This is a genomic window from Sulfurimonas sp. RIFOXYD2_FULL_34_21 (genome assembly GCF_001830805.1).
In the GTDB taxonomy this organism is placed as follows: domain Bacteria; phylum Campylobacterota; class Campylobacteria; order Campylobacterales; family Sulfurimonadaceae; genus Sulfurimonas.
This window is the reverse complement of record NZ_MICH01000010.1, coordinates 242645-256142: the sequence shown is the minus strand read 5'-3', so window position 1 is coordinate 256142 and position 13498 is coordinate 242645. Positions and strand designations below refer to the sequence as shown.

Below are 13498 nucleotides of genomic sequence, written 5' to 3'. Positions count from 1 at the left end.
TTCCGTAATAAAAATATAATGAAATTTTTCAAGAGGCAATTATAAATCTGTTTATACCGTTTTCATGCTCATATTTCAGGCTCATATTATGCGCATCCAATATATGTTTTACAATGTAGAGCCCAAGCCCAAAACTTTGATTTTGTTTTGTGTCTTCACCTCTAAAAAAAGGCTCAAAATAGCTCTCTAACGGATAGATAAGTTTGGAACCTGAATTTTCAAATATAAGTTTATTGACATCTGTTTTAACTATTACTTTTTTATTTTTAGCGTATTTTATACCATTATCTAGCAAGTTTTTAACAGCTATTGAAAAAAGATTAAAATCTGCCTCTATTTTAATATTATCAATATCCTTTATAACCTCATCATCACTGCACATTAAAATATCAATTGCATTATCTATAATATCTTCTAAAAAATACTCTTTTACATGTAACTCTTTTTTAGTCGAAATCAGCTCCTCTATAGCTGCAAACTCGTTTATCAAAGACTCCAATCTATAAAAAACTTTTTGCATAATCTCAACATTTTGACTTGTCTGTGGAAGCTGCATTAAAAACTTCCCCTTTGCAATAGGCGTTTTTAACTCATGCATAATATTTCTGATAAAAATATTTCTTGACTCTTTTACTTTTTTTAATTTTTTTGCAGATTCATGAAATTCATTTGCAAGCTCTGAAATTTCGTCATTGTTTGAGGTAAAACAGTCTAAATCAAAATCTTCATTGCCGAAATTCTTAACACTCTCTTTTAAAACACTTAGCGGCTTTAGTTTATTTATAATAGAGAGATATAAAAAAAGAAAAATCAGAAGCGTTACGATATAAACAATAAGGATGGTACTCTTATTATTTGAGATATTATCGGTTCTTAGTATCACTCTCTCATTTGGAGTTTGTATCAACATGTACAATTTATCATTCAGTTCTATGTGCCAAAGTCTAAACATCCCTCTTGATTTTAACTCTTTGATTTTTGCACTTTTGCTATCGGCTATATTTGTAATCTCATTTTTATCTAAAATAATAGAAAAATCTAAACTTTTAATATATTCTACAAGCTCATCGCTAATGCCGCCGGCTCTATACTGATGCATAAAAATCTTTGAAATTTCTATATCTCTTTTATAGTTAAAATGTCTATCTTTTTGGTTATTAAAATTATAAAATGCGGCAAAACTCGCACTTATAAGAAGAAAAGAGATTAGAAAGATTATATTTATTGTAAAGATGATTGAGTACTTTTTCACTCTGCCAACTTATAACCCAAACCTCTTATCGTTAAAAGATATTTAGGATTTTTAGGATTTTGTTCTATCTTTGCTCTAATTCTGTTTATGATAACCGCCAAAGAGCCGCTCTCTTCATTATCATTCAAAAAAGTGCAATTTTGCAAAATATCATATCTTGATACTACAAAACCTCTTCGTTTTATCATCAAAGAGAGTATCTCATACTCTGCTGCGGTAAGCCTTATGGATTTGCCGTCTTGCATGATTTCTTGTTTTTTCTCATCTAAGGAAAAAATCTCTTTTTTTATTTCCGGTTTTAAAAGTTCAAGCTCTTTTGAGCATCTGCGAAGAATTGTTTTGATGCGAACTTCAAGCTCTCTTGGGTCATAAGGTTTTGGAAGATAATCATCGGCTCCTAGTTCCAAAGCTATCACTTTATCAGTTATATCGCTTCTTGCACTTGAGATAATTATGGGTATATTATGTTTTAAAAGTAGTTTTTTACAGACTTCCAACCCGTCCATTCCAGGAAGAGTCAAATCTAAAATAATCAAATCGTAACTATTTAAAGATATGGCACTAAGTGCTAAATACGGATCTTCATAGTTAGTAATCTCTATGTTGTATTTTGCAAGATACTGAGTCAGAACATCCGCTAACTCAGTATCATCTTCAATCATTGCAATTTTTATCATTAACATATTCCAAAAGACTATATATAAGCCTTAATTTTATCACTATTTATATTAACTTCCTTATTGATTTTTAGAGCCTTTAAAGAACTCTTTTTTTGCGGCTGCTTTTTCATCAACTATCTTTTTAAACTCCTGTTTTTGAGTAGGTGTTAAAATAGCATAAATGCTCTCTATCATTTGTGCTTTGCGCTCTGTTTTTTTCTCATTTTTCTCTTTTTGAAGTTTTACAAAAAGCTTTTTATCAAAGTCTTTGTCACTAAAAGCATCTGACATATTAGGCATATTGGACATATTTTTCATATTTTCTTGCATGATTTCGTCTATCTTTTTTCTCTGCTCGTCACTTAAGTTAAGTTTCATAACAAGAGGCATAAAACGATCGCCCTCATGATTATTGTGTTTCATCACTCCTTTACCGCATTTCCCAAACTCTTTATTACCTTTATCACAACTCATATTATCTGCAAACACAGATGATGACAATAGCGCCGCTAAACCTAAACTTAATATAATTCTCTTGTTCATAATGAACTCCTTTGTATTTTATTTTAAAATTATAAAATCCTCTTATTAACGCTATTTAAATTTTATATTAACGCTTTATTAACGATAGGTTATAATTTGACTTTAATAAAGGCGAAAAAAAAGATGAAACAACTAGCGATTATCGGTCCTACTGCATCAGGAAAAAGTGATTTGGCGATAAAAGTTGCAAAAAAAATTGATGCCTATATACTATCAATAGATTCACTTAGCATATATAAAGAGATTGACATCGTATCTGCAAAACCGTCCAAAGAGGAACTTAGTGAAGTAAAACATTTCGGGATAGACCTTCTAAACCCTGATGAGTACTTCAGTGTAGATATTTTTATAAATCTTTATAAAGAACTCGTATCTACATGTAAAAGAGATAAAAAAAACCTCATCATAGTCGGCGGAACCTCTTTTTATCTTAAATCACTTCTGCAAGGTCTCTCAGAAATTCCAAGAATAACAAAAGAGATATCTTTACATGTAGAAAAAAAATTAAAAAATCTGCAAAGTTGTTATGAGCTCTTATGCGATATAGACAAAGAGTATATGCAACATATCTCGCCAAACGACAGATACAGAATCGAAAAAGCACTTCTTATTTATGAAGCTTCAAAAATTACGCCAAGTGAGTGGTTCAAAGCAAATCCGCCAAAACCTGTTATTGAAAATCTTGCCATTTATAATATTGAAGTTGATAGAAATATCTTAAGACAGAGAATTAAAACAAGAACTGCAAAAATGTTTGAGAGTGGACTTATAGATGAAGTGTGTGACTTAGAGAGAAAATATACCAGACTTCCTCATTCAATGAACTCTATCGGTATAGTTGAAGTTTTAGAGTATCTTGACGCTAAAGTCTCAAAAGATGAGATGCTTGAAAATATCTCTACTCACACTGCACAACTGGCTAAAAGACAGCAGACATTTAACCGCACACAGTTTGAAGAAGTAATCAGCGCACCTCTTGAAGAACTGGAGGATATTATACTTCTTGCATAACCTAGATTGCATCGTCACTCCACGCATCGCAATAACATCTTTAGCAGTCATTGCGAGCGAAGCGAAGCAATCTTTAAATCAGAACTTACAACATATACTTTTAAAATATATTTAATAGAATATTTTGTTTTCTTTTACAATCCTTTTGCACTCTTTGCCAAGCCGGCCCAAGCAGAATCTTTATCAATATCTATAGCTTCTTGATACGCTTTTTTAGCATCATCGTTTCGCCAAAGTTTATCAAGAACTGTTCCTAATAGATACTTTTGTCTTGCCCCGTCGTTTTTATTTAACTCTAACTTGTCCAGAGATTTTATAACCTCAAATGCTCTGTTATAATTCTCTTTATCGCTGTATGCCTGATAGAGTGCAAATTCGACAAAAGGGCTTTGAGCATGCGAATTGGAAGCTATCTGTATGTCCATTACCTTCTGTCCGTACTCAATCACCAGATTGTTATCTTTTTTATCACTACCTACTGCCATAACCGCGACATATCTATCTATATCCGCATAGTTTTCTTCATATACTTTTTGTATAACTGCTATTGACTCAATCATCTTATTAGTATCTTCCAACCTGCGATAAGTATCAAAAAGATATCTATAAACATCCTTATACTCTGAATCTTTATCATTTTCTATCAACGATATAAGCTCTTTTGATGCTTCTATTACATTACTGTAATTTCCTGTGGCAAAATCAACTTTTATGTATCTGTTAAGCCACTTCTTTCTCTCATTTATATCTTTAGATTTTAGATTTCTATCAGCCATTTTCTTAGCCAATACAAAATCTGCACCTTTCATAGCACATGTATAAACTCCGTCATCCCATTCGCTTGAGAGCTCTATTTTATATTGTGAAGAAATTACAAGTACGCTGTTGCACTCTTTTGCCTCTAGTGCCTGTTTCATTTTCCCGATTGCAGCATCACTAATCAATTTAGGTATATCCTTGTACTCCTCTTTGTCAAGACTAAGAAGCTTTGCTTCCATATCAAGAGCCTCGGTAAATTTACCTTGTTCTATTAAGAGTTTAGCTTTTTCATATGTAGCTTTTTTCCCTATACTATCCTCTTTATACTCTCCAATCAGCTTATCGTAAGATACTAATTTAGAAGTTGCGTTTTCATCGTTAACATCAAAGAAAAGAGCATCTTTTGCAACTTGTACCTCTTGCGAATATGTGCCGTCATTGAAAAGCTCAAGATATTTGTTTAAAGCTGTAAGTGCATCTTTTTTTTCATTTGTTTTACTTAACCAAATACCTATATCTTTAGTAAATCTCTCATATCTGTCATCATTTGGATCCATTTTTTCAAAAATAGCTTTTGCTATCGCAACACCTGAGAGATAATCTGAAGCATCTATAAATTCATACATTAAATCCATGGATTTTTCTAAATTTTCCTCTGAAAAATAAGCAGGTTTTGCTTTTACGACTTTTTCTATATATTCTGCTGCTGCCTTAACATTTGCATTTGACATGTAAATTTGCGCTAGCCTAAATCCGGCTTCAATGGCTACATCAACGTTGTCGGTCTCTTGTATTGCTTTTTCGTACAAAGATTTTGCCTTACTTAAGTTCCCTGATGATTCAAGTGCTTCAGCCATGTAGATATATCCCCATTTTGCATACACTGAATCAGGATGCTCACTAAAGAGCCTGTCAAAAAAGTAATCTGCATCACTGTTGAAACCTGCTTTATTGTACGCTTTTGCAATTAAAGAGAGAACTTCCGGAACATTTTCATCCGAAGAGTAATCTTTTAGGTAGTCTTTAGAAACTTCAATAACTTTCTCATTCTCTTGCATCTTAGAATAGACTCTGATTTTATAAAAAAGCAGCTCTGCTCTAAAGAGCGAATCTGGATACTCTTTCATAACATCATTAATTAATTCTAAGCAAAATTCATAATTTTTTTCTTCGTAGTACTTTTTGATTTTTATATATTCTGTTACATCTCCTACTCTTTTTACATGTACCGGATTTCCACTTATATCTAAACTTCCGACATACGGCAATTTTTCCATTTTTGATGTGTATGGAAAATTAATCGCCACTCCTGAGTCAACACTTTTTTCAATATATGGAATATCTTCTATGTAACCTATAATCATCCAGTGATTTGATAATTCAACATTTGAATCAAAAACAGTGTCCTCTTTTGTTAAATCAAATACCATCGGAAATAGTTTCATTTTTTGATACGGTTTTATTACTAAAAAAAATGTTTTATTCTTTATTTCGGTATCTACTTCAAAAAAGCTATTTTGCAATTTTGATATCTTTTGTGAAGGAGAATGTGAAAATGCGCAAACAATTTTAACTGTTACGTCAAAATCATTTTTTATCTCTTGACATAAAAACTTGTTATCATCTTTTATATGAAGTGTAGAGTATGGTTGATGGTTCTCTTTTGCGCCTTGAAAAGAGATTTCAAGGGCAAAAATATTTATTGCAAGAAGAGCTAAGAGTATCGTTTTTAACAAATTCTCTGCTCCTTAATATAAAATATCAATATCCGCTGTTATATACAAATGCCGTAATTAACTCTAGTAACCCATTTACTGCTACAAAAGCAAATATAGTTCCTATTGCGGCGATACCGATAATAGTTTTTAAAGGAAGTGTAGCATTTGCTACATACACATGTCCGTTGTTTTCAACAACAGGCTCTTTCATAAACATATATACTATAAGTTTTAAGTAGTAGTATCCGGCAATAGCAGAGTTAAGAGCCATGATAAGTGCCAGAACTGTATATCCGCCTGTTATTGCAGAACTTATCATATACATCTTACCCCAAAAGAGAGCAAAAGGAGGAAGACCTGCTAGACTTAACATAAACAGAGCCATAATAGACGCCGCCACCGGAGAAGTTTTTACCATTCCCGCAAACTTATCGTAACTATGGTCAGACTGCTGATGCGCAGGAAGATTTTTTTGTCTGCTTATCCAAAGCATAGAGAATGAACCTAAGTTTGTAAAACTAAACAAAATCCAGTATAAAAACAAAGCACTGTTTGACTGTGTAGTACCTATTAAAATAGCAGCCATTACAAAACCTGCATGAGAGATTGAACTATATGCAAGCATTCTTTTAACATCGGTTTGAACAAGCGCCCAGACGTTTGCCATCGTCATAGTAACAACTACGCCGATATATAAAATAACCTCAAGCCAAACAACGCCGCTGTGAATCAAAAACTCAAAGAATCTCATAGCCACGATAAATGCTGCAATTTTTGGAACAATTGACATGTAACCTGCTAACGCAGCTGATGAGCCTTCGTAAACGTCAGGAGTCCATGTATGAAAAGGAACCATCGAGAGTTTAAAACCAAAAGAGGCAAGTAAAAACGTAACTCCTATAAGTACAAAGCCGATATCTGCATATCCGTTTGCAGAGAGAACTTCAGCAATCTGGTTTATCTCTACAGAACCCGTAAGCGCATAAAATATCATTGAACCGAAACTGAAAAATCCTGCCGCTAATGCCCCCATAGTAAAGTATTTTACCGCAGCTTCAAATGATTTGTCACGGTTGTGCATAGCAATAAGCGTATATAGCGCAAGAGATGCCGTCTCTAGTCCCACGAATACCAATATCAGGTTGTCCGTTGCCACCATAAACTGAAACCCTGATATCATAAATAAAAATAGAGCAAAGAACTCAGGGTATGAGAACTCATGAAATCTTTTATGAGTAAGAGCAAGAGGAATGAAAAGCATTGATGCACCGACAATTATAAATTGTGACAATATTGCTAAGCCGTCAATTAACATAACGTCAAAGACACCCATTACGGTTCCGTTTTTCTCAAATATACCTGCAGACTCTAATAAAAAGGCGAAATCTATCCCCAAGATAAGCAGACTTAGCATTACATATAAAGATTTATCTTGAGAGCTTTTAATTAGTTCTATTACTATTATTAATAATGCACCGACAATTGGAATTAACATTGGCACTAGAGTCATTAAGTTTAACGACTCAATTGAAACATTTACAGCTGATAACATTAGTGTGCCTCCTCTACTGAATTTCTACTTATTTTTATATCTTTACCAATGCTAGGAATTCTAGATTTTGCCTCTTTTGTTATAGCTTTTTCATGCATAAGTCCTACAACAGACTCAACACTAGTATTGATAGGTCCTAAAACAGGTTTTGGATATATTCCGAGCCAGACTGTTATAATTGCCAATGGTATAAGTGCTATAAGCTCTCTTTTGTTTACATCAGGAAGATTTTTGTTCTCCTCTTTTGTAACCACTCCAAAAAACATCTTTTTATAAGCTGCTAACATGTAAATAGCACCTACTATAATTGCTGTTCCTGCCAAAAGAGTCAAGATGTGTGATTGTTTATAAAAACCTAATAGACTTAAAAACTCCCCTACGAAGTTAATAGTAAGAGGAAGTCCTACCGAAGCCATTAGCATTAACCCGAAAATTGTCGCATATCTAGGCATAACAGAAGCCAAACCGCCGAATTCGCTCATATATTTAGTATGTCTTCTGTCATATATTACGCCTACAAGCAAGAACAGAGCACCTGAAACTACACCGTGAGCTATCATTAAAAAGATTGAACCTGAAATTCCTTCAACATTAAGTGCAAACGTACCAAGAATAATTACACCCATATGTGACACTGATGAGTATGCAACAACCTGCTTAATATCTTTTTGCGCATACGCTACCATTGCAGTATAGATAATCATAATAATCGCTAAAATAGCAATCGGATACATAAAGTAAACCGATGCATCCGGAAATAACGGAAGCGAAAAACGGATAAACGCATACGTACCCATTTTTAGTAAAATTGCCGCTAGTATTACAGAACCGATAGTCGGTGCTTGTCCATGGGCATACGGCAACCATGTATGAAACGGAAACATAGGAACTTTGATGGCAAAACCAAAGAAAAATGCCACAAACAGCCATATTTGGAATGACTCCGGAAGAATCAAACGATACCAATCAAGTATGGCAAAACTCCACTCTCCTGTTGCCTGATAGTAAAAATATGCCATAAAAAGCATACCTACAAGCATTACAAGCGAACCTGCAAACGTGTATAGGAAGAACTTGACAGAAGCATAAATTCTAAGCGGCCCACCCCATGCACCGATAATATATAGCATAGGAACAAGAGAGAGTTCCCAAAACAGATAAAACACCATAGCATCAAGTGCAGCAAATACGCCTACCATCGTCATCTGTAAAAACAGAAGCGTGATAATCATATTTTTTACATCTTTTGTTTCACCTAATGATGCAATACCTATCATAGTAAAAAATGCCGCCAAAATGATAATAAAGAGTGAAATACCGTCAACCCCTACTATGTAGTTAATTCCAAACGTCGGAACAAGAGCGATTTGCTCCATAAACTGCATTCCCGACACATTCGCATCAAATACGAACCAAAGCCATAAAGAGAGTGCGAACTCTATTGTAGCTACTGCAGTACCGTAAGCGCGCATACTATCTTTGTGAACTACAAATCCAAGCATTGCAGCCAATGCCGGGAAGAAAATTAAAATCGATAAGATATGATCTAGCATCTATTAAACTCCTAAACCTGAAAGAAATATTTTAATTTCTCCAGAATGTCTAGCTGCAAGTCCGAAAACTACGGCTAACGATAACAAGGCAACAGTTCCTGCTACCATCCATTTAAGCATAGTCGATAGATTACCGCTTTGCATAACTCTTGTTTTCTCTCCCGTTTGATAAAATACATTTGCAATTCCATCAACAGTTGCATCGACAATTTTTTGGTCAATTTTTGTCCAAAATATTTCTGAGAGCTCTCTATACGGTTTTACCAGATACTCTTCATAAAAATATGGAATATAATATTGGTTTATTAAAAGTTTATACTTAAAACTATTCTCCATTGCAGACGTTCCATCAGGTACTTTTACATCTCTGCTCGTATATTTTTTATATGCATAAAAAATTGAAAGAATTACAAAAAGCTGTGTCCCGATAGTCATAATCCAGTAAACCAAATGGTTGTGAACATGATATTCTGTAGCAGGCAATACGTACGTTACCATATCAAAATATGTCATTTTAAACGACCCTGCAATAATTGCTAAAACCAAAAGAGGACTCATTGCAACAAGCATAAATTTATATGCCTCATGAGGGTGAAAACCAAAGAGTTTATATCTCTCTTCGCCGTGAAATATAAGCGCCACGATTCTAAATGAATAGAATGCCGTTAAACCTGCAGTAAATAGCAATACAGTATAGATAATATAGTGATGTTCAACAAACCCGACCTCTAAAATCAAATCTTTTGAGAAGAATCCGGCAAACGGATAGATACCCGCTAATGCTACCGATGCAAGCGTCATCATAATCATAGTGCCTTTCATCTTCTTACCAAGACCTCCCATTTTAAACGGGTCAAGTTCACTATCCATAGCATGCATAACGTTTCCTGCGCCCAAGAAAAGAAGTGCTTTAAAAAACGCATGTGCCATAAGGTGAAAAAGTGCAACCCAGTAAGCACCAAGTCCTGCCGCAACAAACATGTAGCCTAGCTGTGAAAGAGTCGAGTAAGCGATTACACGTTTTATATCACGATTAACAAGTGCCATTGATGCCGCAAATATCGCAACGAATGCACCGAGTGATGCTATAAATAGACCAATATGAGGAATTAAAGCATATAACTCATTTGCGCGAACTACAAGATAAACACCTGCCGTTACCATCGTTGCAGCATGGATAAGAGCAGAAACCGGTGTAGGACCTTCCATAGCGTCTGCAAGCCACGTGTGAAGCGGAAATTGTGCCGATTTACCCATAGCGCCTACAAACAAGAAGATACCTATCCATGTAAGAGTAGATGCATCTAAATTCGCCATTGCAGCGAATGCGCCGTCATACTGAAGCGTTCCCGTATTCCAATAGATTAAAAAGATACCGATTAACATTCCAAGGTCAGCAATACGATTCATTATAAATGCTTCGTTAGCCGCCCAGCTAGCGCTCTCTTTATGATACCAAAATCCGATTAGAAGCCATGAACATAGTCCTACGCCTTCCCAACCGATAAAAAGACCTGCAAAGTTATCGCTCATAACAAGAATCATCATCGAAAAAACGAAAGCGGAAAGGTAAGAGAAAAATCTGTTAAACCCTTTGTCATGGTCCATATAGCCGATTGCATATACATGTACAACAGTTGAAACCAAAGTTACTACCATCATCATAGTAACACTTACCTGATCAACCACAAACCCAAACGGTATATATAAATTTCCGGTTGCCATCCATGTCATCATCTCTACATGTATAGTATGCCCGGTAGTTAAAACAAGTACAAGAAGTATAGTACTGCTCAAAAGTGAAACTCCTAGCATTATACTAGGAACTACACCTGCTATTTTTGTCTTTGGAGATGCACCAAACAGTGCTGCAAATAAAGAACCCACAAGCGGTGAGAAAAGTGCGGTATATAAAAACAGTTCCATCTTTTATCCTCTCATCGTTGACATGTTATCAAGGTCGATATTGTTATGTTTTTTATGCCAAACAATCAATAAACCAAGTCCTACCGCAACTTCAGATGCAGCAATAGCAATTACGAAAAATACAAACATCTGTCCGGTTAAGTCACCATAATAGTGTGAAATAGCGGCAAACGAAATATTTACAGCATTTAATAGTATCTCAGTTGCAAAAAACAGCATAAGAAGATTTTTTCTTCTCATTACACCTACTAATCCTATAGCAAAAAGAATTGTTGAGAGTACGAGGTAGTGATTTAATCCGATTTCCATCATGAGAGCACCTTTTTATCTTCTTCTTTCATAAGCATAATTTCTGCCTCATTCATAAGAGTAAGCGATAAATCCATCTTCTTTCCAGCTAGTACAATTCCTGCAATCATAGCCACAAGAAGCATAACTGCCGCAACTTCAAAAGGAACAAGATACTTAGTAAAGAGAACCATACCCACCTCTTGAGTATTTCCTGCACCTTCAGTTATAGGGTATAGAGCTTCTATATTGTTTCCAACTATCGGCGCAGCAACAATCAAAACAACTAAAGCGGCACTTATAACGCTTAAACCGATTATTATCGCTTTGTTGCCTTGCTTCTCTTTTACATCTCTTGTCGTATCAAAAAACATCATACCAAAAGCATAAAGAGCCATTACGGCACCGGAATAGACAACGATTTGAATCGCACCTAAAAAGTCAGCACCGAGTATAAAGAAAAATGCTGATATAAAAATCATTCCTGCCGCTAACGAACTTAGCGCATACAACGCTTGTGACGTTGTTACGGCTATGTAAAACATTGCTATCGTCAAAAAAGCAAACAGATAAAAAGCAATCGCTTCAAACATAATCAAACTCCTTAATATGCTAGAGGTGTTTTTTTAACACGCTCATCTTCATGTGGTGTAATAGAACCAAAACCTTCAAACTCAACTTGAGTTCCGGCTCTCATTTTATCAAGCGGTGTCAACATATCTTGATACATCGTAAAATGTTCCCTTTGATCACTTGCATTCTCATACTCTCCGCCATGCGTAATCGCAAGTTCCGGACAAACTTCTGCACAGTAACCGCAAAAGATACAGCGACCTAAATTAATGCTATACTCAGATACCTCTTTACGAGAGTTCTCATCAAGTTTCGTATCGATTCTAATACAATTAGAGATACAAATCTTCTCGCAAAGACCACATCCGATACATCTCTCCGTATCAGACTCCCAAAGTCTTTTCATTTGATGAATCGCTCGGTAACGAGGACCTATAGGCATCTTCTCTTCAGGATATCTGACGGTATGAATGTCAAATCTTATCATCTCGCGAAGAACAACCCAAAGACCTACAAAAAGCTCGCCTCTAAAACTTCTTTTTAGAATTCTCTTAAATCTGCCCCAATTATCACTCGGATAATCTTCAATACCGACTAAATAGTAGTCACTACTCATCTCGGTTACATTTCTGTCGTTAAAATGTTTGTCAATATGTTCATTATGCATACTCACCCCTTACATCATTACTATAGCAGTAATTAAAATATTTAAAACTGCTATCGGCATTAAAACTTTCCAACATAACCACATTAATTGGTCAGGTCTAACATCGGGCCAAGCCGCTCTTGTCCACAAAAAGAAGAAGAAGAAAAATGCAACTTTACCAAGAAGTCCAAGTGCGCCTAACAGACTTCCGTCTCCGTATCCGCCTAGGAAAATCAAAGATATTACAAAAGAGATAAAGAACATGTTTGCATATTCGCCGATAAAGAAGAGTCCCCATCTCATACCTGAATACTCTGTTCCAAATCCATCAATAATCTCATGGTCATTTGCTATAAGGTGAAACGGCGTACGCCCAGTCTCAGCAAAAGCAGCTATCCAAAAAAGTATAAACGCAACAGGCTGAGACCATACTATCCAATCACTAAATCCACCTGCTTGATACTCGTTAAAGTCTATAAGCGAAAGTGAACCTACCATCATAATAGGTGCTAAAATTGATAGTCCCGTAATAACCTCGTATGAGATAAATACAGCCGCACCCCTTGCAGCAGAAATCAATGAAAATTTGTTTGCAGAAGCCATACCGCCAAGAAGAGGACCGTAAAGTCCAACTCCCATGATTCCAAGTATATATAAAATACCGATATTTATGTCGGCAACTATCGGATGTACTTCGTATCCAAAGAGCGTAAACGACGGTAAAAACGGAATAGCAGCCGCCGCCATAAATGCAGTAGCAGCAGTAATTACCGGAGCTATCTTAAATACTGCTCCTACTACGTTTGTTGGAACAATATCCTCTTTTGTAAAGAGTTTGATACCGTCAGCCGCAACTTGCAGTAACCCAAAAGGACCAACGTTTACAGGTCCAAGACGTCGCTGCATAAAAGCAAGAACTTTTCTCTCAAAATATGTTCCGATTCCAGCAAGTGCTGAGAATATAAGTAAAACTACAACGATTTTTATAACCGTCTCAATTAAATATGCCATCTCCATA

General features: G+C 35.3%; 12 protein-coding genes. 1 reads left to right on the top strand and 11 read right to left on the bottom strand.

Annotated elements, in window-relative coordinates; all coding sequences use genetic code 11:
* Positions 1-28: 28 nt before the first annotated feature.
* Genes A2530_RS06915 through A2530_RS06905 form a run of 3 tightly spaced genes read right to left on the bottom strand, consistent with a single transcriptional unit; the run spans position 29 to position 2454 of the window.
* The gene (locus tag A2530_RS06915; protein WP_294884844.1) at positions 29-1252 is read right to left on the bottom strand and encodes an ArsS family sensor histidine kinase; all 1224 of its coding nucleotides are present in this window, start codon (positions 1250-1252) and stop codon (positions 29-31) included.
* Positions 1249-1929: a response regulator transcription factor gene (locus A2530_RS06910; protein WP_294884846.1), complete on the bottom strand. Its 681-nt coding sequence runs from the start codon at positions 1927-1929 to the stop codon at positions 1249-1251. The genes A2530_RS06915 and A2530_RS06910 overlap by 4 nt, the downstream gene beginning before the upstream one ends.
* Positions 1930-1989: 60 nt before the next feature.
* Entirely contained in the window at positions 1990-2454 is a 465-nt protein-coding gene (locus tag A2530_RS06905) for a Spy/CpxP family protein refolding chaperone (RefSeq protein ID WP_294884847.1), read from the bottom strand.
* A 123-nt stretch (positions 2455-2577) separates the two neighbouring features.
* Between A2530_RS06905 and miaA the strand changes: the two genes are divergently transcribed.
* Complete coding sequence (miaA, locus tag A2530_RS06900; protein WP_294884849.1) at positions 2578-3465, top strand: tRNA (adenosine(37)-N6)-dimethylallyltransferase MiaA; 888 nt, start codon at positions 2578-2580, stop codon at positions 3463-3465.
* Positions 3466-3599: 134 nt separating this feature from the next.
* On the opposite strand, the gene A2530_RS06895 is transcribed toward miaA, so the two are convergent.
* From A2530_RS06895 to nuoH, 8 genes are read right to left on the bottom strand one after another with little or no spacing between them, the layout of a single operon-like run.
* Positions 3600-5960 carry a lipopolysaccharide assembly protein LapB gene (locus A2530_RS06895; RefSeq protein WP_294884851.1) on the bottom strand — a complete coding sequence of 787 codons (2361 nt, stop codon included), beginning with the start codon at positions 5958-5960 and terminating at the stop codon, positions 3600-3602.
* Positions 5961-5985: 25 nt separating this feature from the next.
* Positions 5986-7494, bottom strand: coding sequence for an NADH-quinone oxidoreductase subunit NuoN (gene nuoN, locus A2530_RS06890; protein WP_294884853.1), 1509 nt, complete (start codon positions 7492-7494; stop codon positions 5986-5988).
* Positions 7494-9047, bottom strand: a complete 1554-nt coding sequence (locus A2530_RS06885) for an NADH-quinone oxidoreductase subunit M (RefSeq protein WP_294884854.1) — start codon at positions 9045-9047, stop codon at positions 7494-7496. The genes nuoN and A2530_RS06885 overlap by 1 nt, the downstream gene beginning before the upstream one ends.
* A gap of 3 nt (positions 9048-9050) precedes the next feature.
* On the bottom strand, positions 9051-10973 hold the full coding sequence (gene nuoL, locus A2530_RS06880) for an NADH-quinone oxidoreductase subunit L (protein ID WP_294884856.1): 1923 nt from the start codon (positions 10971-10973) through the stop codon (positions 9051-9053).
* A 3-nt stretch (positions 10974-10976) separates the two neighbouring features.
* On the bottom strand, positions 10977-11285 hold the full coding sequence (nuoK, locus tag A2530_RS06875; protein WP_294884858.1) for an NADH-quinone oxidoreductase subunit NuoK: 309 nt from the start codon (positions 11283-11285) through the stop codon (positions 10977-10979).
* On the bottom strand, positions 11282-11854 hold the full coding sequence (locus tag A2530_RS06870) for an NADH-quinone oxidoreductase subunit J (protein ID WP_294884860.1): 573 nt from the start codon (positions 11852-11854) through the stop codon (positions 11282-11284). The genes nuoK and A2530_RS06870 overlap by 4 nt, the downstream gene beginning before the upstream one ends.
* An 11-nt stretch (positions 11855-11865) precedes the next feature.
* The gene (nuoI, locus tag A2530_RS06865; protein WP_294884862.1) at positions 11866-12501 is read right to left on the bottom strand and encodes an NADH-quinone oxidoreductase subunit NuoI; all 636 of its coding nucleotides are present in this window, start codon (positions 12499-12501) and stop codon (positions 11866-11868) included.
* A gap of 9 nt (positions 12502-12510) precedes the next feature.
* Positions 12511-13497, bottom strand: a complete 987-nt coding sequence (gene nuoH, locus A2530_RS06860; protein ID WP_294884863.1) for an NADH-quinone oxidoreductase subunit NuoH — start codon at positions 13495-13497, stop codon at positions 12511-12513.
* Between the last annotated feature and the right edge of the window lies 1 nt (position 13498).